General features: G+C 72.0%; 20 protein-coding genes and 1 rRNA gene. 8 read left to right on the top strand and 13 right to left on the bottom strand.

The annotated features are described in order from the left end of the window. The first annotated feature begins 40 nt into the window (after positions 1 to 40). The 4 genes from AB0A63_RS26430 (at position 41) to AB0A63_RS26415 (ending at position 4281) form a co-directional block, all read left to right on the top strand. Entirely contained in the window at positions 41 to 865 is an 825-nt protein-coding gene (locus AB0A63_RS26430; protein ID WP_360396106.1) for an alpha/beta hydrolase, read from the top strand. A 136-nt stretch (positions 866 to 1001) separates the two neighbouring features. Next, on the top strand, positions 1002 to 1655 hold the full coding sequence (locus tag AB0A63_RS26425) for a nucleotidyltransferase family protein (RefSeq protein WP_360396105.1): 654 nt from the start codon (positions 1002 to 1004) through the stop codon (positions 1653 to 1655). A gap of 188 nt (positions 1656 to 1843) precedes the next feature. After that, the gene (locus AB0A63_RS26420; protein ID WP_360396103.1) at positions 1844 to 2584 is read left to right on the top strand and encodes an SIS domain-containing protein; all 741 of its coding nucleotides are present in this window, start codon (positions 1844 to 1846) and stop codon (positions 2582 to 2584) included. A 125-nt stretch (positions 2585 to 2709) separates the two neighbouring features. Then, positions 2710 to 4281, top strand: coding sequence for a penicillin-binding transpeptidase domain-containing protein (locus AB0A63_RS26415; protein WP_360396101.1), 1572 nt, complete (start codon positions 2710 to 2712; stop codon positions 4279 to 4281). A gap of 724 nt (positions 4282 to 5005) precedes the next feature. Here the strand turns inward: AB0A63_RS26415 and AB0A63_RS26410 are convergent. From AB0A63_RS26410 to AB0A63_RS26395, 4 genes are all read right to left on the bottom strand, one after another. Beyond that, on the bottom strand, positions 5006 to 6892 hold the full coding sequence (locus AB0A63_RS26410; protein ID WP_360396483.1) for an ABC transporter ATP-binding protein: 1887 nt from the start codon (positions 6890 to 6892) through the stop codon (positions 5006 to 5008). 86 nt (positions 6893 to 6978) lie between these two features. Then, positions 6979 to 7794 carry an enoyl-CoA hydratase/isomerase family protein gene (locus AB0A63_RS26405; RefSeq protein WP_360396099.1) on the bottom strand — a complete coding sequence of 272 codons (816 nt, stop codon included), beginning with the start codon at positions 7792 to 7794 and terminating at the stop codon, positions 6979 to 6981. A gap of 58 nt (positions 7795 to 7852) precedes the next feature. Continuing rightward, on the bottom strand, positions 7853 to 8119 hold the full coding sequence (locus tag AB0A63_RS26400; RefSeq protein WP_360396097.1) for a helix-turn-helix domain-containing protein: 267 nt from the start codon (positions 8117 to 8119) through the stop codon (positions 7853 to 7855). 118 nt (positions 8120 to 8237) lie between these two features. After that, on the bottom strand, positions 8238 to 9866 hold the full coding sequence (locus tag AB0A63_RS26395; protein ID WP_360396095.1) for an ABC-F family ATP-binding cassette domain-containing protein: 1629 nt from the start codon (positions 9864 to 9866) through the stop codon (positions 8238 to 8240). Between the two features lie 139 nt (positions 9867 to 10005). On the opposite strand from AB0A63_RS26395, the gene AB0A63_RS26390 reads away from it, so the two are divergent. After that, on the top strand, positions 10006 to 10758 hold the full coding sequence (locus tag AB0A63_RS26390; protein WP_360396093.1) for an SDR family oxidoreductase: 753 nt from the start codon (positions 10006 to 10008) through the stop codon (positions 10756 to 10758). Positions 10759 to 10836: 78 nt separating this feature from the next. Here AB0A63_RS26390 and AB0A63_RS26385 read toward each other — a convergent pair whose 3' ends face one another. After that, positions 10837 to 11727 (bottom strand): LysR family transcriptional regulator, encoded by an 891-nt coding sequence (locus AB0A63_RS26385; protein WP_360396092.1) that lies wholly within the window; start codon positions 11725 to 11727, stop codon positions 10837 to 10839. Positions 11728 to 11806: 79 nt separating this feature from the next. Here AB0A63_RS26385 and AB0A63_RS26380 point away from each other — a divergent pair, with 79 nt between their 5' ends. Together AB0A63_RS26380 and AB0A63_RS26375 are read left to right on the top strand one after the other, a co-directional pair. Beyond that, positions 11807 to 12688 (top strand): EamA family transporter, encoded by an 882-nt coding sequence (locus AB0A63_RS26380; protein ID WP_360396090.1) that lies wholly within the window; start codon positions 11807 to 11809, stop codon positions 12686 to 12688. After that, on the top strand, positions 12685 to 13302 hold the full coding sequence (locus AB0A63_RS26375) for an NAD(P)H-binding protein (protein WP_360396089.1): 618 nt from the start codon (positions 12685 to 12687) through the stop codon (positions 13300 to 13302). The genes AB0A63_RS26380 and AB0A63_RS26375 overlap by 4 nt, the downstream gene beginning before the upstream one ends. Here AB0A63_RS26375 and AB0A63_RS26370 read toward each other — a convergent pair. The 5 genes from AB0A63_RS26370 to AB0A63_RS26350 form a co-directional block, all read right to left on the bottom strand. Continuing rightward, the gene (locus AB0A63_RS26370) at positions 13286 to 13759 is read right to left on the bottom strand and encodes a GNAT family N-acetyltransferase (RefSeq protein WP_360396087.1); all 474 of its coding nucleotides are present in this window, start codon (positions 13757 to 13759) and stop codon (positions 13286 to 13288) included. The genes AB0A63_RS26375 and AB0A63_RS26370 overlap by 17 nt on opposite strands. 16 nt (positions 13760 to 13775) lie before the next feature. Next, a complete protein-coding gene (locus AB0A63_RS26365; RefSeq protein ID WP_360396086.1) occupies positions 13776 to 14273 on the bottom strand; it encodes a hypothetical protein in 498 nt (165 codons plus the stop codon). Then, the gene (locus tag AB0A63_RS26360) at positions 14273 to 14725 is read right to left on the bottom strand and encodes a SigE family RNA polymerase sigma factor (RefSeq protein WP_360396084.1); all 453 of its coding nucleotides are present in this window, start codon (positions 14723 to 14725) and stop codon (positions 14273 to 14275) included. Before AB0A63_RS26360 ends, AB0A63_RS26365 begins: the two co-directional genes overlap by 1 nt. Positions 14726 to 14786: 61 nt before the next feature. Continuing rightward, entirely contained in the window at positions 14787 to 15191 is a 405-nt protein-coding gene (locus tag AB0A63_RS26355) for a hypothetical protein (RefSeq protein WP_360396082.1), read from the bottom strand. A 29-nt stretch (positions 15192 to 15220) separates the two neighbouring features. Next, positions 15221 to 15898, bottom strand: a complete 678-nt coding sequence (locus AB0A63_RS26350) for an acVLRF1 family peptidyl-tRNA hydrolase (RefSeq protein WP_360396081.1) — start codon at positions 15896 to 15898, stop codon at positions 15221 to 15223. Positions 15899 to 16313: 415 nt separating this feature from the next. Here AB0A63_RS26350 and AB0A63_RS26345 point away from each other — a divergent pair, with 415 nt between their 5' ends. Then, a complete protein-coding gene (locus AB0A63_RS26345) occupies positions 16314 to 17216 on the top strand; it encodes a hypothetical protein (RefSeq protein WP_232837002.1) in 903 nt (300 codons plus the stop codon). A 132-nt stretch (positions 17217 to 17348) separates the two neighbouring features. On the opposite strand, the gene AB0A63_RS26340 is transcribed toward AB0A63_RS26345, so the two are convergent. The 3 genes from AB0A63_RS26340 to rrf all read right to left on the bottom strand — a co-directional run. Beyond that, a complete protein-coding gene (locus AB0A63_RS26340; RefSeq protein ID WP_360396079.1) occupies positions 17349 to 20141 on the bottom strand; it encodes a S8 family serine peptidase in 2793 nt (930 codons plus the stop codon). A 149-nt stretch (positions 20142 to 20290) separates the two neighbouring features. After that, positions 20291 to 21832: a dGTP triphosphohydrolase gene (dgt, locus tag AB0A63_RS26335; protein WP_360396077.1), complete on the bottom strand. Its 1542-nt coding sequence runs from the start codon at positions 21830 to 21832 to the stop codon at positions 20291 to 20293. A gap of 571 nt (positions 21833 to 22403) precedes the next feature. Beyond that, positions 22404 to 22494 (bottom strand): 5S ribosomal RNA (rrf, locus tag AB0A63_RS26330); the annotation flags it as partial.

Raw genomic sequence — 22494 nt, 5'->3', positions numbered from 1 at the left:
GGATCTTGAGATCCAGGTCACACAGGTAGGGTTCGCACCCGTGATCGAGCACCTCAGCATCCCCACCGAGGCGGGCACCTTCGACGCGATCGCGGCCGGTCCGGAGGACGGCCGCCCGGTGCTGCTCCTGCACGGCTTCCCCGAGGCCGCGATCGAGTGGGAGCACCAGGTCGCGGTCCTGGGCGCCAACGGCTTCCGCGCCGTCGCGCCCGACCAGCGCGGCTACTCCCCCGGCGTGCGGCCGGAGCGGTACCAGGAGTACACGACGACGCACCTGGTCGGGGACGTGCTGGCGATGGCCGACGCGCTGGGCTGGGGCACGGTCGACCTGGTCGGCCACGACTGGGGTGGCGCGGTCGCGTGGTGGACGGCGATCGAGCACCCGGACCGGCTGCGCACGCTCACCGTGTTCTCCACCCCGCACCCCGGCGCCCTGCGGACCGCGTTGCAGACCGACGAGGAACAGCGGATGCGGTCGCAGTACGTGCTGGACTGGCGTGAGCGCAGCACCGAGAGGCGGATGCTGGACAACAACGCCCACGCGCTGCGGCAGATGTTCGAGTACCGCGTGCGGCCCTCGCACGTCGACGAGTACGTCCAGCGCCTCTCCGAGCCGGGCGCGCTGTCGGCGGCGCTCAACTGGTACCGCGCGGGCAGGCCGGACGGCGTCGCGGACAAGGTCGGCGTCAAGACCATGTACGTGTGGAGCACCGAGGACGTGGCGTTCGGGTCGGTGGCGGCGTTCGAGACCGAGAAGTGGTGCACGGGCGCGTACCGGTTCGAGATGGTCGAGGACGTCAGCCACTGGATTCCCGAGGAGGTCCCGGAGGCCGCGTCCGGCCTGATCTTGGAGAACCTCGGCTGAACCTGCTCCCCGCTGGCGGCAACTGCCGGAAGCGGAAGCTGTTCTGGCTGGTCAGCGGCTGCGGCAGCGCTTCGGCACCCGGTCGCGCACGGTGCTTGGCTTCCGACCGGCCCGCCGCACCGACTAGGTTCGGGGCATGCGCGTCGCCGGGCTCCTGCTGGCCGCGGGGGCAGGCCGCCGGTTCGGCACCCCGAAGGCCCTCGTTGCGGTGCACGGCAAGCTCTTCGTCGACATCGCGGCCGAGGCGCTGCGGTCCGCGGGCTGTGCTCCCGTGGTCGTGGTGCTGGGTGCCGCGGCCGGTGAGGTGCGGGCGAGGGCGGCGCTGACCGGGGTGACCGTCGTCGACAACCCCGGCTGGGAGTCGGGCATGGGGTCGTCGTTGCGCACCGGCCTGCACGCGGTGGGCGTGGTGGACGCCGTGGTGGTGCTGCCGGTGGACACCCCCGGTGTCACGGTCGCCGCACTGCGCCGGCTGATGGCGCTCGCCGCTCCGGACGTGCTGGCGCGGGCGGTGTACGACGGCGAGATCGGTCATCCGGTGCTGATCGGCAGCGACCACTTCCCCGGTGTCATGTCGTCGGCGGCGGGCGACCAGGGCGCCCGGGAGTACCTGAGGTCGGCCTCCGTGCGGCACGTCGAGTGCTCGGACGTGGCGGACGGCGCCGACGTGGACCGGCCGGAGGACCTGAGCACCGGCTCTCAGGGCCGTGCGCAGACAGCGGCCCGCGCGCATCCGACCGCGACCACGAGCTGCGCCAACGCCACCCACACCGGCCACAGCTCGGCGTAGGTGACCGCCAGTGTGATGTGCGTGGCGGCTGCGGCGGTGAACACGGCGGTCAGCACGACCCAGGTGACGAAGTACCGCCTGATCCGACCCACCCCCGTCCGCCGCCGACTGCCCTCATGGCGCGTATCGGCAGTTGTGGTGCTCGGGTTACTGGTGAGGCCTCCGGCAATCGGGTACTACTGGGCCGCATGACGACCGACACCGTGACCGGGTCCGACTACGGCACCTTCGTGCGCACGCACCTGACCCGCGTCGAGCAGCACAACTCCAGCGCGCTGGACGACGTGGCGGAGCTGGTGCTCGCCGCAGTGCAGGCCGACGGCACGATCCTCACCGCCGGCGCCGGCCACTCCCTGGCGGCGGTCGCCGAGACCTTCTACCGCGCGGGTGGCCTGGCCTGCGTGCGCCCGATCTACCACCCCGAGCTGCTGCCGATGCACGGTGCGATCAGCAGCACGGCCGCCGAACGCCGCTCCGGGCTCGCGGGCGAGGTGCTGCGGGAGGCCGGTCTGGCGCCGCACGACGTGCTGTTCGTGTTCTCGACCTCAGGCGTCAACCACTACCCGGTGGAGCTGGCGCTGGAGGCGGCGGAGGCCGGCTGCCCGGTCGTGGCCGTCACTTCGGTGTCCGCGAGCTCCCAGGCCCCGCGCCGCGCGGGCACGACGCTGGCCGAGGTCGCGACCGTCGTGCTGGACAACCTGGTGCCGCCCGGTGACTCCACCTACCCCGAGCAGGCACCGGTGACGGCGGCGGTGTCGACCATCGCGACGGCGTTCCTGTGGAACCTGCTGATGGTGCGGCTGCTCGACAAGGCGACCGAGACGGGTGTGCAGCTGCCGTTGTGGCGCAGCGCGAACGTCGAGGGCGGCGACGCGGCCAACGCCGACATGCTGCGGCACTACCAGACCCGGATTCCCCAGCTGGGCTAGTCCTATCGGCCGGTGCTCGTCCTAACGGCCAAAAGCTGGCACAGCAACGGGAACTTCCACAGGATCTCCACATCGCCGCGTTAGCCTCCCACCGGGGAAAGACCTACCTGGGGGGAGCTTCACCGGTGGAACGCAGGACACGCAGACTCGTGTTGATCGGCGGAACGCTCGTCACGGCCACCGTTGTGGGCGTGGCGGGCGTCATGCTGTGGGGTGGCGGTTCGGCCAGTTCGAGCGGACCGGGCGGGACACCGGCCAAGCCGGTGGTCGACTCACCGGGCTCGGTGGCGCAGTCGTTCGCGACCAGGCTGTTCTCGAACGACTCGACCGCCGCCGCCGCGTTGACGGACGCACCCGACGTGGCCGGCAAGGCGTTCGCCGCGACCAGGACGGGCATGGGGTCCTCGGCCTACCAGGCCAGGCTGCTCACCGCGCCCACCGTCGCGGAGGACGCGTCCACGACCGAGGTTCCGGCCGCGGTGACGTGGTCGCTGCCGAACTCGGCGGTGCTGAAGTACGAGGTCAAGATCAGCCTGCAGCGCGCGGGCACCACGTGGAAGGTCCACTGGACCCCCGCGCTCATCCACCCGCAGCTCACCGAGGGCGGTTCCTTGGTCTACCGCGCCGCGCTCGCGGACGGGGCACTGCTGGGCCGCGACGGCAAACCGCTGGTGCCGGGTGCGCTGCCGGAGGGCCTGTACACGACGATCACCGGTGCCGCGGGTGCCCTGAAGGGCACCGACGGCTGGGAGGTCGGGCTCCAGTCGCCCGCCGGGTTCGTGCCGCTCGACGGCAAGAAGCCGGAGATGGGCGAGAAGCTCACCGTCACGATCGACCCGGCCCGCCAGGCCGCAGCGCAGGCCGCCGTCGACGCCCTGCCGCAGGGCGCCGCGATCGTCGCACTCGACCCGGCCACGACCGAGGTCCTCGCGGTGGCGCAGAACAAGGCGCTGGCCGGCACCAACCCGTTCATCGGCCGCTACGCCCCCGGCTCGACGATGAAGATCGTGACCGCGGCCGCGGCGATGGACGCCGGCCTGGTGCAGCCCGGCACCACCGTGCCGTGCCCGGCGCGCGCCACCATCGGCACCCGCACGGTGAACAACGACGGCTTCGGTCACGAGACCCTGCCGTTCCACACCGCGTTCGCCCTGTCCTGCAACACGACCTTCGGCCAGCTCGGCCTGAAGCTCGGCCCGCAGGCCCTGCCCGCGATGGCCAAGCGCTTCGGCCTCGGCGCCGACTGGGACATGGCCGGCGCCACCACCAACACCGGCAAGGTGCCGCCCGCCACCGGCGACCAGCAGGTGGAGAACAGCTTCGGCCAGGGCAACGTCGAGGCCAGCCCGTTCGGCATGGCCCTGGTCGCCGCCACCGTGGCCTCCGGCCGCACCCCGACCCCGACCCTGCTGCGCGGCCGCACCGGCGTACCGGGCGACGTCGGCGCGCCCCCGCCCCGCGCCGCACTGCCCGCGCTGCGGCAGATGATGTCCGAGGTCGTCACCAGCGGCACGGCGAAGCAACTGGCCGGTCTCCGCGGCCTGGCCGGCAAGACCGGCACGGCCGAGGCCGGTGGCGGTACGGCGCACGGCTGGTTCGTGGGCTACCAGGGGAACGTGGCGTTCGCGGTGTTCGTCGAGAAGGCCGGGTCGTCGCAGAGTGCGGTGAACGCGGCCGGCGCGTTTCTCCGGGGGTGATGCTGCGGGTGGTCCGCCAGAGGTGATGCCGAGGGGTGGTTCGCCTGGGGTGAGCAGGTTTCGGCGGAACGCTCGTAGGTCCGGCGGAAGGCTGAGGGGCGCGGCGGTGGTCTCCTTGGTGCCCGCGTGCCGCGTGCGGCGCGCAGTGAGGCGCGGCGCGTGGGGTGGCGCGGCGAGGTGCGCGGTGCGGGGCAAGGCGTGGCGTGCGGTGCGAGGTGCGCGGCGAAGCCCGGCGGCGGTTTCCTTGGTGCCCGCGTGCCGCGTAGTGAGGCGCGGCGCGTGGGGTGGTGCGGCGAGGTGCGCGGCGTGAGCCGAGGTACGGCGCGCGGTGCGGGGCGAGGCGCGGTGCGGTGCGGTGCGAGGTGCGGCGCGCGGCGCGCGGCGAGGCCCGGCGGGTGGCGAGGTGCGGCCCGGCGCGTGGCGAGGTGCGGCGCACCGGGCGGCGCACCGGACGCGCAACGCCTCGCCACGCGGGACGCCTCGGGCACGACCGCGGCCGCCCGGTCGTCGTGCGACGGCGCGCGCAGCGCCGTGGTGACCGAGGCGTTGCGTCGGGCGTACGCCCCCGTGGTGCTCGCGAGCGACGACGCGCCGCCCGGCGGCATCACGCGCGGCGCTCACGCCAGCTCGTCGCGCGACGACACGAGCGCCGCCGCGCCAGCGGAGCCCCGTCAAGGCGGCCGACCAACGGCGCCACGACGCGAGCGCCGTGGCGCGGGTGCCGTCAGGGGGACGTGGCCTCCGCGTGGGCGCTGAACTGCGGAGTCGGGTACACCCCGACGACCGGGGGCTCGGCGAACTGCGTGTTGTACAGGTCCGCGTACCGCCCCTCGGCTCGCATCAGCTGGGCGTGCGTCCCCCGCTCCACGATCTCGCCGTGTTCCAGCACCAGGATCTGGTCGGCGTTGCGGATGGTCGACAGCCGGTGCGCGATCACGAGCGCGGTGCGGCCCTTCAACGCCTCGGTCAGCGCCGCCTGCACCGCCGCCTCGGACTCCGAGTCCAGGTGCGCGGTGGCCTCGTCGAGGATCACGACGCGCGGCTTGGCCAGCAGCAGGCGGGCGATGGTCAGGCGTTGGCGTTCGCCGCCGGACAACCGGTAGCCGCGTTCGCCGACGACGGTGTCGAGCCGGTCGGGCAGCGACTCCACCAGCTCGACCAGGCGGGCCCGCCGCAGCGCGTCCCACAGCTCGTCGTCGGACGCGCCGGGGGCCGCGTACTCCAGGTTCGCGCGGATCGTGTCGTGGAACAGGTGCCCGTCCTGCGTCACGACGCCCACGGTGCCGCGCAGCGAGTCGAAGCTCAGGTCGCGAACGTCCACATCGGACAGGCGCACGGACCCGGAGTCGATGTCGTAGAGCCGGGGTACGAGGGAGGCCAGCGTCGACTTGCCCGCGCCGGACGAGCCGACGACCGCGACCAGCTGACCGGCCTCCGCCTTGAAGCTGACGCCGTGCAGCACCTCCTCGCCGCCGCGGGTGTCCAGGGTGGCGACCGACTCCAGCGAGGCGAGCGACACCTTCGCGGCGGCCGGGTAGCCGAACCGCACGTCGTCGAACTCGACCGACACCGGCCCGTCCGGCACCGCACGCGCGCCGGGGCGTTCCTGGATCATCGGTTCCAGGTCGAGCACCTCGAAGACCCGCTCGAACGACACCAGCGCCGTCATCACGTCGACGCGGGCGTTCGCCAGCGCCGTCAGCGGGGCGTACAGGCGGGTCAGCAGCAGCGCCAGCGACACCACGGTGCCCGCGGCCAGGTGGCCGGTCAGCGCCAGGTAGCCGCCGAGGCCGTAGACCAGGGCCTGCGCGAGCGCGGACACGAGCGTCAGCCCGGTCATGAACCAGCGGGTGGCCATGGCGGTGCGGATGCCGATGTCGCGGACCTTCGCGGCCTTGTCGGAGAACTCCTGCTCCTCGCGGTCCGGGCGGCCGAAGAGCTTCACCAGGGTCGCGCCGGGAGCGGAGAAGCGCTCGGTCGACTGGGTGACCATCGAGGCGTTGAGAGTGGAGGCCTCGCGCTGCATGTCCGCCATCCGCCGGCCCATCCGCTTGGCGGGCAGCACGAACACCGGCAGCAGCACCAGGGCCAGCGCGGTGACCTGCCACGACAGCGTGAACATCACGCCCAGCGACAGGACCAGCTGGATGATGTTGGTGACGAACCCGGACAGCGTCGAGGTGAACGCGCGCTGGGCGCCGATCACGTCGTTGTTCAGCCGGGAGACGAGCGCGCCGGTGCGCGTGCGGGTGAAGAACGCGACCGGCATCTTCTGCACATGGCCGAACACGGCCCGGCGCAGGTCGTAGATCAGGCCCTCACCGATGCGCGTGGACTGCCACCGCTCCACCACGCCCAGACCGGCGTCGACCACCGCGATGAGCGCGATGGCCACCGCGAGCCACACCACCACCGAGGGCGCGGACCCACCGACGATCGCGTCGACGACGCGACCGGCCAGCAGCGGGGTCGACACGGCGAGGACCGAGGAGATCACCGTGAGCAGGAGGAACACGACGAGCTTCGCGCGGTGGGGCCGGGCGAAGGCCAGCACGCGCCGGAAGGTGCCGCGGCGCACCTTGGCCGGTGCGTCCGAGGTCACCCCCATCATGAATCGCCAGGAGCTGTAGCCGTCCACGCCTTCTAGAACAGCACAGCGGTCTGACAATTCCTGCACAGAACGCCTGGAGCTGCGGTTCAGCTCTGAGCGGACGCCAGTGCCGCGAGCGAGCGGATGCGGCGCAGCTGCGCGGCGCGTTCCGCGGCCAGCTGGTCGGCGAAGGGCACGCCGGAAGCCGCCGACGCCACCAGCGCCAGCGTCTCGGTGACCGCGCCCGCCATCGGCTTGAGCACGGAGGCCACCAGCGCCTCGACCGTCGCGTCCAGCTCGGCCGCGGGCACGACGGAGTTCGCGAGGCCGATCCGCAGCGACTCGTCGGCGGGGACCCGCCGGGAGGTCACGCAGATCTCGGCCGCGCGCGAGTACCCCACGAGGCGCACCAGGGGCAGTGTGCCGCCGAGGTCGGGCACCAGTCCCAGCCCGGTCTCGGCCATGCAGAACTGCGCGTCCTCGGTGAGCACGCGGAAGTCGCACGCCAGCGCCAGCTGGAAGCCCGCGCCGATGGCGTGCCCCTGCACCGCCGCGATCGTCACGCGTGCCGGGTCGCTCAGCCACGTGAACCCGGCCTGGTACGAGGCGATCCGCGCGTCCGCCTCCTCGGGCGGCAGCGCGAGCATCCCCGGCAGGCCACCGGGTTCTCCGTCGACCGGCTCACCGGTGAACATGCGCCGGTCCAGCCCCGCCGAGAAGGCGCGGCCGGCACCCCGGACGACCACGACGCGGACGTCCGGGTCCAGCTGTTCACCGATGTGCCGCAACGCCTGCCAGGTGGCGGGCGTCTGCGCGTTCAGCACGTCGGGACGGTCGAGCGTGACGGTGGCGAGCGGTCCGGCAAGAGCGAGCCGGACGCCACCGCGCTCGAGCACACCAGCGTCGACAGCGGGCACTGGCATGTCGGTACCTCCGGCGGACTAGAAGCTAGTTACCGGAGAGTAGCAGTCTGGTGGGGTACTACTTCTTCTTCGTCCGGGTGGCGCCACCGCGACCGCGCAGCGTGACGCCGGATTCCGACAGAACCCGGTGCACGAAGCCGTAGGAACGCCCGGTGCTTTCGGCCAAAGCCCGGATGCTCGCGCCCTTTTCGTACTTCTTCTTCAGGTCAGCGGCCAGCTTGTCCCGCGTGGCGCCGGTGATCCGGGCACCCTTCTTCAGGTCAGCCACCTCGTCCCGCCTTCCGTACGAGCAGGTCGGGCCGTTCGACGGCCCCTGTCGTCGCAATGATCGAACAGGTTCACGCAGAACGCCAGGTGATCAAGCAAAGAGATCGCCGAACGGTCGATTCGATCACACTCAGTTGATCACAGGGTGCGCACGGTAGTCCTTTGACGCGTGGAGATCACGCGAGCTGCACGAGCTCCAGGTAGTCCTCGGACCAGTGGTCCTCCGTGCCGTCGGGCAGCAGGATCACCCGCTCGGGCTCCAGCGCCTCGACCGCGCCGGGGTCGTGCGTGACGAGGACGACCGCGCCCTCGTAGCGCCGCAGCGCGTCGAGCACCTGCTCGCGCGAGGCCGGGTCGAGGTTGTTGGTGGGCTCGTCGAGCAGCAGCACGTTCGCCGCCGAGGACACCAGGCCGGCGAGCGCCAGCCGGGTCTTCTCGCCGCCGGACAGGGTGCCGGCGGGCTGGTCGAGCTGCTCGCCGCTGAACAGGAACGTGCCGAGCAGCGACCGCAGCCGCTGTTCCTGCTCGTCCGGTGCCATGTGCCGGATGTTCTCCCACACCGACGCGCCGTGGTCGAGCGTCTCGTGCTCCTGCGCGAAGTAGCCGATCTTGAGACCGTGGCCGGGCACGACCTGGCCCGCGTCCATCTTCTCGCTGCCGCCCAGCAACCGCAGCAGCGTCGTCTTGCCCGCGCCGTTGAAGCCGAGCACGACGACGCGGGAACCCCGGTCGATCGCGAGGTCCACGCCGGTGAAGATCTCCAGCGAGCCGTAGGACTTGCTCAGACCCTCTGCCATCAAAGGGGTCTTGCCGCACGGGGCCGGCGCCGGGAAGCTGATCTTCGCGACCTTGTCGCTCTGGCGCACGTCGTCCAGACCGTCGAGGAGCTTCTGCGCGCGCTTCGCCATGTTCTGCGCCGCAACGGCCTTCGTGGCCTTCGCGCCCATCTTCGCGGCCTGCGTCATCAGCGCGCCGGCCTTCTTCTCGGCGTTCGCGCGCTCGCGGCGACGGCGCTTCTCGTCCGTGGCGCGGGCTTCGAGGTACTTCTTCCAGCCGAGGTTGTAGATGTCGACCTCGCCGCGGATCGCGTCGAGGAACCACACCTTGTTCACGACGTCGTCGAGCAGCTCGACGTCGTGGGAGATCACGACGAGGCCGCCGTCGTGGGACTTGAGGAAGCCGCGCAGCCAGGTGATCGAGTCGGCGTCGAGGTGGTTGGTCGGCTCGTCGATCAGCAGGATCGTGCTGGACTTCGCGCCGATGCCCGCCTCGGAGGCGGCGAACAGGATGCGCGCCAGCTCGACGCGGCGGCGCTGACCGCCCGACAGCGTGCTGAGCGGCTGCGCGAGCACCCGGTCGGGCAAGCCGAGGTTGGAGCAGATGCGGGCCGCCTCGGACTCGGCCGCGTACCCGCCGAGCGCGGCGAACCGCTCTTCGAGCTTGCCGTAGCGGGTGACGGCCTTCTCGAGCTCGTCGGGGTCGACCAGCTCGGACATCTTCGACTGGGCCTTCTCCAGGTCGCGGAGCAGCTGGTCGAGGCCGCGGGCGGACAGGACGCGGTCCTTGGCGATGACGGACAGGTCGCCCTCGCGCGGGTCCTGCGGCAGGTAGCCGAGCTCGCCCTTGCGGGTGATGGTGCCGCCGTAGGGCTGGCCCTCACCGGCGAGGACGCGCAGGGAGGTGGTCTTGCCGGCGCCGTTGCGGCCGACGAGGCCGATCCGGTCGCCGGGCTGGACGCGCAGGTTGGCGCCGCTCACGAGGATGCGTGAGCCCGCGCGCAACTCCATGTCGGTTGCGGTGATCAAAGAAGACTCCGGGTAGGTGGGTACGGCAAAGGGGCGGCACGTACTGCGGCGGCCTACTCCAGGAGGATCACGCGGACCATTCTACGGGTCGCGGGCCACCGGATTTCCCACCTGTGTCCAGACGCATAGATTGCCGGCCATGAGCGACGACTTCTCCGGCAAGACCGCGCTGGTCACCGGTGCCTCCCGCGGCATCGGCCTCGGCATCGCGCGCGAGCTGCTCTCCCGCGGCGCGTCCGTCACGATCACCGGCCGCAAGGCCGACCAGCTCGCCGCGGCCGCCGCCGAGCTCGGCGGCGGGGTGCTGACGGTCCAGGGCAACGCGGGCGACGACGCGTCCCGCGAAGAGGTCGTGGCGCGCACGGTGGCGGAGTTCGGCAGCCTCGACGTGCTGGTGAACAACACCGGCATCAACCCCCAGTTCGGTTCCCTGATGGACGCCGACCTGGCCGCGGTGCGCAAGATCTTCGACGTGAACGTGGTGGCGGCACTGGGTTTCGTGCAGCTCGCGTGGAAGGCCTGGATGGGCGAGCACGGCGGCGCTGTCGTCAACGTCGCCTCCGTCGGCGGCATCCGCTCGACCGGTGTGATCGGCGCGTACGGCGCCTCGAAGGCGGCGCTGATCCGCCTGACCGAGGAGCTGGCGTGGCAGCTGGGCCCGAAGGTCCGCGTCAACGCCGTCGCACCGGCCGTGGTGAAGACGAAGTTCGCCGAGGCGCTGTACACCGGCCGCGAGGAGGAGGCGTCGCAGCAGTACCCGATGAAGCGGCTCGGGACGCCGCAGGACGTGGCGGGGCTGGTGGCGTTCCTGTGCTCGGACGCGGCGTCGTGGATCACCGGGGAGACCGTGCGGGTCGACGGCGGGCTGCTGGCGACGGGCACGGCGGGCTGAACAGCCCGCCAGCGCGACATGAGACGCGGCGGCAGGTTCCCCGAAGGCCCGGACCACCTGATGCGGCTCACACGGCTCTCAGGACGGCTCCGCGGCCTCCCCCGGCACCCCGAGCACCTCCAGGAACGCCGCGGCGGCCGGGGTCAGCCCGGCCGTGCTCCACACCAGGTGCTCCACCCGTGCCGGCCCGTCCACGACCGGCACGGTCACCACCCCGCCCAACCGCGGCGCGTACCGCGACGGCAGCACCGCGACCGCCAGCCCCTCGCGGATCAGCCCTGCCATCAGCTCCGCCGTCGTGACCTCGAACGCGACCTCCCGCACCAGTCCGGCCGCCGTGAACGCCTGGTCGGACTGCGACCGCCCCGGCGAGCCCGTCGGGAAGTCCACGAACGGCTCCGCGGCCAGCGCCTCCAGCCCCACCTCGTCCCGCTCCGCCAACGGGTGCGATGGCGCGAACACGGCGACATGCCGGTCGCGCGCCAGTTCACGCCCGCGCACCCCCTCGGGGCGCGCGGTGGGTGGCAGGCCGAGGAACGCCAGGTCCAGGGCGCCTTGGCGGACCTGCTCGACGAGCTCGTGGCTCGGCTGCATCCGCAACGCCACCCGCACCTGCGGGTAGCGCTCCCGGAACACCTTCAGCGCCGCCGGCAGGTCCACGGCCGCCACGGTCGGGATCACGCCGATCAGCACCCGCCCGCGCACCTCCCCCACGGCCGCCGCCACCTCGGCCGCGGCGCGGTCCGCGAAGTCGAGGCACTGGCGTGCGGCGGGCAGGAACGCCGTGCCCGCCGGGGTCAGCCGCACGCTGCGGCTGGTGCGGTCGAACAGGCGCGCGCCGAGCTCGCGTTCGAGGCGGGCGACCTGGTGGCTCAGCGCCGACTGCACGACCAGGCAGCGCTGGGCGGCACGGGTGAAGCTGCCGGTCTCGGCGACCGCGACGACGTAGCGCATCTGCTGGAGTTCCACCCATCCATCTTGAACCACGATGGATGACGTGACAAACATGCGTTGGACTCATCCATGCTGGTCACCAACACTGTGAGGCGTGCAGAACAACGACCTCTCCCGCACCGCGTTCGCGGCTTTCGCGCCGGTGGTCTGGGGCTCGACCTACGTGGTCACCACTGAACTGCTGCCCGCGGGGCACCCGCTGTTCGCCGGGTTGCTGCGCGCGCTGCCGGCGGGCCTGGTCGCGCTGGCGTTCACCAGGACGCTGCCGCGCGGGTCCTGGTGGTGGCGGGCCGGCGCGCTCGGCGTGCTCAACATCGGCCTGTTCTTCCCGTTCCTGTTCATCGCCGCCGAACGCCTGCCCGGTGGCGTCGCGGCCACGCTGGGGGCGGCCCAGCCGCTGGTGGTGGCGCTGCTGGCGGTCGGGGTGCTCAAGGAGAGCCCGTCGGCGTGGCGGTGCGCGTGGGGTGTCGTCGGCGTGGTCGGCGTCGGTCTCGTGGTGCTGGGGCCCGCGGCCGGGTTCGACCTCGTCGGCGTGCTGGCGGGCCTCGGCGGGGCGGCGACGATGGCGCTCGGCGTGACCTTGACGAAGAAGTGGGGGCGGCCCGCCGGTGTGGGGCCGACGGCGTTCGCCGGGTGGCAGCTGACCGCGGGCGGGCTGTTCCTGGTGCCGGTGACGTTCCTGGTCGAGGGACCGCCACCGGCGGTCGGGCCGGCGGCGGTGATCGGGTACCTGTGGCTCGGCGGTGTCGGCGGGCTGCTCGCCTACGTGCTGTGGTTCCGCGCGATCACCACGCTGCCGGTCACCTCGGTCTCGGTGCTCGGCCTGCTGTCCCCGATGGTCGCGGCGCTGCTGGGCGTGGTGGTGCTCGGCCAGACGCTCGGCCCGGTGCAGCTCACCGGTTTCGCCCTCGCACTGGCCGCGATCGTCGCGAGCCAGCGTCCCGCGCCCGTGCTCGCCAGGGGCGTTCTCCGGTGAAGATCGCAGTGGTCGGCGCCGCGGGCATGGTCGGCGCCGAGGTGGTGGCCGAGGCGGCACGGCGCAGGCACGACGTGACGGCGGTGGTCCGCAGCACGGTGCCCGAGGTGCCGGACGGGGTGCGGGTGGTGCGCGGTGACGCGACCGACCGCGCGCTCATGGCCGACGTGCTGTCCCGAGTGGACGGTGTCGTCGCCGCCACCCGGCCGCGGCCGGGGCAGGAGCAGAGCGCCGGGCCGGCCACCGCGGCACTGCTGGACGCCGCGCTGGCCGCCGGGACGAGGGTGCTGGTCGTGGGTGGTGCCGCGCCGCTGCGGTCACCGGGTGGCACGGGGCTCGTGCTCGACGACGACCGGTTCGTGCCGGCGCACGTCCGCCCCATCGCGGCGGCGAGCGTGCGGCAGCTGGAGGTGTGCCGGGCGCACGCGGCGGACTGGGTCTACCTGAGCCCACCGGCGTTGCTCGAACCCGGTGAGCGCACCGGCACTTATCGGCGCGGCGGCGACGAGATGCTCACCGGTCCGTCCGCGATCTCGGCGGCGGACCTGGCCATCGCGGTGGTCGACGAGCTCGAACGGCCCCACGGCGACCGGCACTTCACGGTCGCGAGCTGAGGTCCAGCCGCAGCACGACCTCGCCGTCCTCCACCTCGCCGGTCGGCACGAAGCCGTAGCCGAGGTAGAACGGCCCCGGCGTGCCCTCACCCGGCACGTAGCTGGTGAGCAGCTCGGGAACGCCGTGCGCGCGCAGCAGTGCCACGACCTCGTCGAGGACCGCCGTGCCGTAGCCGCGGCCCTGGTGCTCGGCGCCGATGAGCAGGCGCCACAGGAAGTACGGCCCCAGCAGGCCCGGTCCTGGCGTCACGTCCCAGCTGAGCATGACGAACCCGACCGGCACGTCATCGGTGTAGGCGGCGCGGTACCAGGGGTTGCCCTCCGGGTGGTCCTCCGCGTCCTGGAACGACTTCTCGACCGGGGCGACGAAGCGTTCCTGGGACGGGTGCACGCGCACGGCCGCCACGGCGGCGCGGTTGGCGTCGGTGACCTCGACGAGGCGGATCCGGGTGGTCATGCCCGGATTGTGCCGCTCAGCAGCACGACGTGGGCGTGGTCGGCAGGAACTGCCCCGAGGCGGAGGTCGTGGTGGCCGGTGTGCCCGGCGGGGACACCGCGTTCGACGTGTCCGGCGTGCCGGGTGGGCTCGACGCCGGCGGCGGCGTCTGCGGTGGCCGGGTCTGCTGCGTGCCCGACGGCGGAGTGGTGCCGGGCGGCAGCGTCGTCGTCGGCGGCGGTGTCCGCTCGGCCGACTCCGGTGACGGTGAGGTGCTCGCCGGGGCCGGCGCGCTGGTCGACGACGAGGGTCCCGGTGTCAGCGGTTCCGGTGGTGCGGCGCCGGGCAGCACGGCCAGCGCCACGGCCACGACACCGACGGTCGCGAGCCCGGTGCCGGCCACGGCGACCGCACGCCGCCGGGACCGCACGGCCCGCCCGCGCCGGATGAGGTCGGCGGCCGTGACGGCGGGCGGCGGCGTCCCCTCCGCGTGCAGGGCGGAGAAGGTCTCCCGCAGGTCGTCCTCGCGAACCATCACACCTCCAGCCTCAGGTGGTCGAACTCCGGTCCCAGCTTGCGCCGCAGGGTCTCCAGCCCCTTGCTGGCCTGCGACTTCACCGTGCCCGCGGAGCACTTCAACGCGGCGGCGGTGTCCTCGACGCTCAGATCGTGCCAATAGCGCAGCACGAGCACGGCGCGCTGCCGTGCGGGCACGGCGGACAGCGCCTGCCAGACGACGAGCCTGTCCTCCGCCCCTGCGGCGGAGGACAGGCCCTCTGGAGGCGTGTCGGTGAGCTTCTCCCTGCGCCAGCGGACCTTGCGGCGTTCGGCGAGGAACGTCCGCACGACGATCTGCCGCAGATACGGTTCGAGCCCCGACCGGTCGGCGAGCTTCGGACCGGCCAGGTAGAGCTTCAAGAACGCCGACTGCACGACGTCCTCCGCCTCGTGCCAGCTACCGCACAGCAGGAACGCGGTGAACCGCATCGAGTCGGCTGACCGGTCGAAGCAGTCGGTGAACTCGGCCTCCCAGTTCAGCGGTGACTCCTCACCAGGCGGGCTGCGACGAGACCGGCGGCGTCGTCGCGGGCGGCGTCCAGGTCGTCGGCGGCAGCGCGGGGCTCGTGGCCCAGGTGGTCGACGGCGGCTGCTGCGGGGTGGTGGGCAGCGGCGTCGGCAAGATCGACGGCGGCGGCGTGGTCGGCGGCAGGCTCGGCCCGGGGGACGTCGGCAGCACCGTCGTCGACGGCGGCTGCTCCGGCGTGCTCGACATCGAGGTGGGCGCCGGCGTGGTCGGCGGGGCCTGCGCCGTGGAGGAGGTCGGCCGCGGCGCCGAGGACGTCGGCGCGTGGTCCGGTGTGCCGCCGCCACCGTTCAGGGCGAGCGCGGGCACCGCGATGCCCACCGCTCCGAGCGCGACGGCACCCGCCACGATCACCATTCGTTTGCGCACTTGCGACTCCAGCAGGTCGGTGGCGCCCTCTAGGCACCCTCACCCCCATCCATGCGGTCGACGCCCGGCCGGGTTGCCCGCGTGTCCTGGATCACGATCTCGACGCACCGGGCGCGGCGGGCGGCCTCGTCCAGCACCGCGCGCCGCGGTTCGGGCACGTCGAGCACCCGGTCCTCCGCCCTGGTGAAGACGCCGGCGAGCCTGCGGTCGTCGCGCAGGACGTCGAGCGCCTGCCGGTCACCGCCCAGCACCACGCCGTCCAGCTCCGCGAGCCGGGGCACCAGGACGCGGGCCACGTCGTCGGCGGCGGCCCGCAGCGCGACGCGCGCCTGCCCCTCCCGGCGGCGGGCGAACCGCTGCTGCGACCAGCCGCCTGCCCGGATGCGGCCGTGGACCTGCTTGCGGTCGGTCGCGGACACCTCGACCCGGTCACCGAACGCGACACCGACGCTGTGACCGCCGAGCCGGACGAGCACGAGTCCGACCCGCCGCGGTTCGGCGAGCTTCTCCACCACCTCGTCGAGGGTGGTTCCGCCGCGCGTGACGAAGGTCGCTGTTGCTCCGTCTGCCGCGGTGATGACGACGTTGCCATCAACCCGCACGTCAACGGGCCCGTGACGCTCCGCGAACCGCGTGACCCACCCGTGCACGCGCTCGGGTTCGACCTCCACCGCGCGCCCTCCGGGAACGGGCCGGACCCGGCTCACCGCCCCGCTACCCTGCGCGACATGCGGAGTTTCCCGGTCGTTTCCCATCCGGCGGTGCGCGCGGGCCGCGTCCGGACCACCGGAACGGGCGGGGAACCTCCGGGCGCGCGGTCCCGTCGGAGGGGGGTCATCGTGCACACACTAGAACCACCTCGACACGGCGCGTGAGCAGCACGCGGATGTTACTGATCGGTTCATGACGCTTGACAGATGAGCCTCGAAAGCGTGAACTCGTGAACCGTATGGATTAACCATTGACTCCATCCGGCGCCGACCAGCGCAGTTCACGGGCGGGTAGGGTCACTGGGGCGTGATCTTATGACAGCGGGGAGTCACCATGACCACTGCTGCCGGTCGACCAACACTGACTGTTGACGACACCGACTCAACGGGCCACGGCAGCCTTACGCAGCTCTTGACCACCGGACCGTTTCCGGAGGCTCTTCGAGCCGCGATCAAGGCCAGTCGACTCAGCCTCGACCGCATCCAGCACCGGTTGGCACTGCGCGGCGTGACGATCAGCGTCGCGACGCTCAGCTACTGGCAGTCCGGGCGGCGCAGGCCAGAGCGCCCGGAGTCGCTGGAGGCGCTTCGTCACCTCGAGTCGGTCCTCGGCGTACCTCAGTCCGGTCTCTCGGCGCTGCTCGGCCCACCTCGACCACGGGGACGCCGGTGCCGCCCGACGACCATGATGCCCATCGACGCACTGTGGGCTCGCCGCGAACGCGTGGCGAACCTGCTCTCGAAGGTCGACACCTCGTCCGACCTGAAGCTCGGCCGGATCAGCCAGCACGACCGCATCGAGATCTCTGCCGACGGCGGGCAGAAGTCCGTGTGGGTGCGGCAGATCCTGCGCGCGGAACAGGACGGCCCCGACCGCTGGGCGCTCGTCTTCGAGACCGAGGAGTCCGACGTGCTCCCCGAGATCGTGAACGTGCGCAACTGCCACCTGGGCCGCATCGCCCGTGACCACGAGGCCAACATCATGGTCGCGGAGATGATGTTCGAGCGGCCGCTGACCCGCGGCGAGACCCTCATCATGGAGTACCAGCTGGTGTTCCCCGAGGGCCACGCCCCGAAGGGCAACAACACGTTCGCCCGCAAGTTCCGGCTACCGGTCCGCGAGTACGTCATCGAGGTGCGCTTCGACGAGGCGAACCTCCCCTCGCGGGTCCAGCAGTACAGCGTGCCCGCCGGTGACGAGACCCCGTCCCGCCGCCGCAACCTGACGCTGGACTCCGGCGGCGGGGTGCACGCGGTGGCGCTCGGGTTCGGTCCCGGTGTGTTCGGCATCCGCTGGGAGTGGCCGAACCGCTAGTCGTTCCGCTTCGCCCAGGAGGGCCGCTTCCCCGGTGGGGAGGCGGCCCTCCTGCGTTGAGCGGCCGGTGAGGACGTGACGGGGCCCTGGCACCCGTGAGCTCGGTGCCAGGGCCCCTGTCAGCCGTTCAGGTCACACCCAGCCGGCGACGTGCAGCGTCACCGCCCGGACCGAGCCGCGGTCGGAGCTGACCACGTCGGCGACCTTGAACGTCCAGGTGCCGTCCGCCGCCTCGCCGAGCAGCGACGACAGCTGTCCGGCCGGCCGCCAGGTGCCGGTGAACGGCTGGTCGGCCGAGGTCAGCGTCGAGAACGCCCGCGCGGCCGAGTCGTCGAACACGGCCTGGCAGATGTTGTTGCCGAGGCTGCCGGTGCGCGAGAACAGCGTGACCGACTTGCCCGAGGGCGCCGTCAGCGTGCCGACCAGGTCACCGACGAACGTGTGGTCGATGCCGACGGTCGTGGCACCGTCCGCGGTCGAACACGTCGCACCGTCGACGGAGAGCTTCAGGTTCGACGCCGCACCCACACCCGTGACGGGCAGGGAGATGGACGCGCCCGTCGGGTCGTTGTCCGGGATCGCGACCGGTGCGCCGGTGTAGGCGAACGTCTTGAAGTCGCGTGACGGCTCACCGACGCGGAGGGTGAACGACGCCGTGGTCGGCGACGTCGAACCCGCGTAGGTCACCCTGGCGTCGAGCCGGACCGCGGAACCGAGGCCCGCGGACGCCGGCACGGTCACCTTGAAGGTGTTCGAGGCCGTCTGGCCGACCTCGATGGTGCCGTAGAACTTGGACCGCGGCGCGATGGTCACGCCGGCGGTCGGCGAGGTCAGCACCAGGGACGTCGACGCGGCCGGGCCGTCGCCGCCGTTGGTGACCGGCACGGTGACCGTGGAGGTCGTGCCGGGCTTGAGGAAAGCGCTTCCGTCGTTGTCGTTCACGACGGTCGGCTTCTGCGCGCGGGCCAGTGCCTGCGGGGACGCACCGGTGTAGGCGAGCGCCCGGTCGGCCATGACGATGCCGGCGCCGGTGCGGTTGTCCACTCCGGACTCGACGATGTCGATCGCCGTGGTGACGAGGGCTTCCTTGACCTCGGCGGGCGTGAGCGTCGGGTTGCCGGACAGGATCAGGCCGGCGATGGCGGCGGCGTTCGGCGCGGCGGCCGAGGTGCCGAAGAACGGGTTGAAGCCGCTGACCGAGGTGGCGACGCCGTCGGCCGCGGTGATGTCCGGCTTCTGGCGGGTCTCGGCGAGGGGCGTGCCGTCGGCGGCGAAGAACGTCTTGCGCGGGCCGTCGGAGGTGAAGCGCTCCGGCTTCTGCGCGCTGTCGAAGGCACCGGGGTACGGGCCCTTCGGGTTGGCCGGGTCACCGGGTTCCAGGTCGAACGGCAGTGCCCCGGCGGCCGGGGCGGCCGCGACCGAGATCGCGCCCTTGGCGGCGGAGTGACCGCGGGTCACCCCGGGCGTGACGAACTTCTTCAGCCCGTCGTTCGAGTCGGCGAAGCGGCCGCCGAACAGCGTGAGCCCGAAGTGCACGTCCTCACCGCGGAACTTGACGACCGCGAGCCGCGTGCCGGTCGAGCTCGTCGGGGTGTTGAGGCGCTCGTACGGGTCCTGGGCGCCGTCCTGGTTGTTCTGGCTGAAGGTGACGACGTTGCCCTGGGCGTTGACCAGGTACAGGTCGTAGTCGTTGAACGACTGGCCCAGCGGGTCGGCCCAGTGCAGCGTGACCGGGGCGTCACCGGAGTAGTTCGACAGCGGGTTGAACAGCTGCTTGGCGTTCGGGTCGGGGTTGAAGTCGTGGGCGGTGCCCGCGAACTTGCCGACGCCGACACCGGAGTCGACGAACTTGCCCTCCCAGTAGCCGGCCGTGCCGTCGGCGACGTTGCCCTGGTTGCCGGCGCTGGAGAAGAACACGGCACCGTCGGCGGCGACCGCGTCGACCGCGCGGGCGATGATGCCGTCCTGGAACGGCGACTCGTTGAAGTAGATGACGTCGTCGACGATGACGTCGCAGCCGAGCTGGAAGCGCAGCTTCCTGATGTTGTCGGCGAAGCTCGCGTCGCCGTTGAACGCCGTCGCGAAGCCGAGCTCCGCGTTGGGCGCGAGGTCGTGGAGGATCTCGAGCATCGCCGTGCCCTCGTCGCCGGAGCCCTCCTGGCCCGGGACGACGTCGACGGCGGGCAGCTCACCCGCGGCCTGCGACACGGCCAGCGACGAGATGCCGTCGGACAGGGCGCACAGCTTCACGCCGACGCCGGTGACGTGGAACGAGCCACGCGCGGCGTCGGCGCTGTGGGCCTTGTCGCTCTCGGCGGTCTTGGCCGCCAGCACCGCGGTCCGCTGCTCGGCGAGCCGGCGCTCGATCTGCCGCGCCTTGTCCTCTTTGGACGGAGCGGCCTTCTTGCTCTTGCGGTCCCGCTTGTTCTCGACGCTCTGCGTCATCGCGTCGCTACCCCGCTCGACGCGGGCGACGTCGGCGCGGCCGGCGATGTCGGCGAGCTTGGTCAGCGGCAGCTCGGCGCGAACCGTGCGGTTCTCAGGGGACACCGCCCGGATCTGCCCGCCCGCGGCACGGACGGCGTCGACCAGGCCCTCGGAGTACTGCTTCGCACGGACGTCGACGACGGTCGTCGAGCTCGACGACACCGCGACACCGGTCTGGACCTGCGGGAGGGCGCTGGTGACGCCGACCTGGACGCGCTTGCGGGCCTCGACGACCAGAGCGCTGTCTACTTTGGACTCAGCTGGGGTGAGCGACTTCTTGATGCTCTGCAACGCGGCGATCTGTGCCGCCGTGCGGTCGTTGATGGACTTCGACGCCTTGACCGGATCCGCGCTCGCCGGCGCGACCGCGGTCAGCGCGGCCAGCAGCACCGCGGTGCCCGCCGTGACCAGTGTCGTGCCTCTTCGAGATGGGCGCACAGGGCTTTCCCCCCGAACGTTGGCGTGTCCCCCGAGAACACGCGGCCTACGACCGGATGATCCCGGTCGAGGCGCCAACGTATGGTGCACGACTGATCACAGTCAGCATCCTTTTGGGCTACTTCCCACTGAGCAGGCGCAATCACAGTTCACAGAACAAACGCGTCAGTCCACAACTGACCGGTTCGTCCCGACAGAGCTTCCAGCAACGCGGCCGCCTGGTTGTCGGTGAGCGACGCGACGAAGTCCACCACGGCCCTTCCCCTTGCCAGGCCTCGCACGACGTCCGGTCCGACCGACAGCTCACCCGCGGGACCGACCAATGTGGACGGCTCCGTCCGGGCGAGCGCCGCGTACTCCGTTTCGGCCAACTCGACGAGGTCGTGCAGCCTGCGCGGCAACCGGTCCGCCTCGGTGCGGTCCGTGACCCACTGGTCGAGCGCGTCCACGAGCGAGGTCAGCAACCGCGCCTGCCCGCGCTGGTGCAACGCCAAGTCCGGCCGCAACAACACGAACCGCCGGTGGACGAACTTGAGCACCTGCACCTCGTGCCACTGCGCGACCGCGAGCACCACGTGCCCCGATCGCGGCGTCGGCTCCTCGATCACACCGACCGCGTCGACGAGCCGGCGCGTCCACCGCGCACTGAACCCGGCCACCGCCTGCTCCGCCTCGACCGACCCGTCGAACGGCACCGCGAGCAACCCGTCGACCAGCTCCTTGCTGACCTTGCGCACCGCCATCGCGAACGCCTCGTCGTTCATCACCCACGAGTCCTTGAGGTGCATGCGCCGCCGCAACGTCTCCAGCGACCGCCCCGGCATCCGGATCTCGGCCTCGAGCTCCGCATCGCTCAACCCGGCGAGCTCCAGCGCCTGCGCCTGCCACGTGCCGAGCTCCGCCGCGACCGTCGCGTGCTGCAACACCCCGACCCGGTGGAAGTCCTCCAGGTCGTGGATGGCGTAGGCGATGTCGTCCGCGGTGTCCATGACACTGGCCTCGACCGTCTGCTGCCACGCCTCGATCCGCCCCTCGAACGGCTCGCGCGCCTGCTGCAGGTCGCTCATCTCCGTGACGTAGGCGGAGAACTTCGCACTGCCGGTCCCCGGCATGTCAGCCGGCTCGGCCGCACCGCGGGGCGCGATGGCGAGCCCCAGGTCCTGGTGACGGGTCCACGGGTACTTGAGCATCGCGGCACGGACGGCGACGGTCAGGTCCAGCCCGAGCGCCTTGGGCCCGCGCACGTCGGTGGTGGTGATGATGCGGAACGACTGCGCGTTGCCCTCGAACCCGTCGGGCAGGGCGAACCGGTGGCGGGCCAACCGGTCGAGCACCTGCTCGCCGAGGTGGCCGAACGGCGGGTGGCCCAGGTCGTGGGCCAGGGCGGCGGCCTCGACGACGTCGGGGTCGCAACCGCCGAGCTTCTCCAGCACCGCGGTCAGCTCGGGGCGGTTCGTGAGGCGTTCGGCGATGGCGCGGGCGGCCTGGGCGACCTTCAGGCTGTGGGTCAGGCGGTTGTGCACGAGCAGACCGGAGCCGGTGGAGCTGACGACCTGCGTGACACCGCCGAGCCGCGCGAAGAACGGGGAGCTCGCGACGCGGTCGCGGTCCACCCGGAACGGGTTGGTCGCGAGGTCCGCGGTCTTGCTCGTGCCCCCGGACCGGCGGGCGGTGCGCTGCTCGTTGTGCATGTGCAGAAGGTACCTGTGGCGGGTCGGCTGTTCGGTACGGCTCTGGGGTGTCCGGGGTTGGGCAGTGATTCCGGTTGCAGTGGCTGGGATTGGGCGGCGATTGGCGTTGCGGAGGCTGGGGTTGCGGTGACTGGGGGTTGGGATGACCGAGGTCGGAGCAGCTGAGGCCTGGGCCGGCTGGGTTCGGCTTCGGGGTGATCGAGTTCGTGGGATGACTCGGCTTGAGGGCGACTGGGCTCGGTGGGCTCCGCGATGGGTGAGTTCCGGAGGGGCGGCTTGGGGCTCAGCTCGGGAGTGGTCGGGTTGGAGTCGTTGAGGACATGCGGCCTCCCCCACGCGGTTCCATATTGGCGGGCGAAGATGACCATGAGTTCCGGACAGCTCGGATGGGTGGACATCTACAAGACGGAGGAAGGACGAGATCCGGACAACGTTCACCCGGTCGAGTGAGCCCTGAGCGTAGGGGCGGCTGGAGCGCGGCTGCGGGAGTGCTGAGGGGGTGAGCCGACAAATGCAGAAAGCCCCTGAGGGGAGCGACTGGCGCTCGACCCTCAGGGGCTTCTGTACGTAAGTTCGGCGGCGACCTACTCTCCCACACCGTAACCAGTGCAGTACCATCGGCGCAGAAGGGCTTAACTACCGGGTTCGGAATGGGACCGGGT

Source organism: Lentzea sp. NPDC042327, from assembly GCF_040647275.1.
Lineage (GTDB): Bacteria > Actinomycetota > Actinomycetes > Mycobacteriales > Pseudonocardiaceae > Lentzea.
The sequence above is the reverse complement of the archived record's forward strand: the minus strand, read 5'-3'. Positions and strand labels throughout refer to the sequence as shown.

Bases quoted from the DNA above. Each gene is read 5' to 3' on its own strand.
- AB0A63_RS26410 (WP_360396483.1), bottom strand. From the start codon at position 6,892: ATGATGGGGGTGACCTCGGACGCACCGGCCAAGGTGCGCCGCGGCACC.
- AB0A63_RS26370 (WP_360396087.1), bottom strand. From the start codon at position 13,759: ATGACCACCCGGATCCGCCTCGTCGAGGTCACCGACGCCAACCGCGCC.
- AB0A63_RS26420 (WP_360396103.1), top strand. From the start codon at position 1,844: ATGACGACCGACACCGTGACCGGGTCCGACTACGGCACCTTCGTGCGC.
- AB0A63_RS26360 (WP_360396084.1), bottom strand. From the start codon at position 14,725: ATGCGGTTCACCGCGTTCCTGCTGTGCGGTAGCTGGCACGAGGCGGAG.
- dgt (WP_360396077.1), bottom strand. From the start codon at position 21,832: ATGCACAACGAGCAGCGCACCGCCCGCCGGTCCGGGGGCACGAGCAAG.
- AB0A63_RS26405 (WP_360396099.1), bottom strand. From the start codon at position 7,794: ATGCCAGTGCCCGCTGTCGACGCTGGTGTGCTCGAGCGCGGTGGCGTC.
- AB0A63_RS26390 (WP_360396093.1), top strand. From the start codon at position 10,006: ATGAGCGACGACTTCTCCGGCAAGACCGCGCTGGTCACCGGTGCCTCC.
- AB0A63_RS26365 (WP_360396086.1), bottom strand. From the start codon at position 14,273: ATGGTTCGCGAGGACGACCTGCGGGAGACCTTCTCCGCCCTGCACGCG.
- AB0A63_RS26425 (WP_360396105.1), top strand. From the start codon at position 1,002: ATGCGCGTCGCCGGGCTCCTGCTGGCCGCGGGGGCAGGCCGCCGGTTC.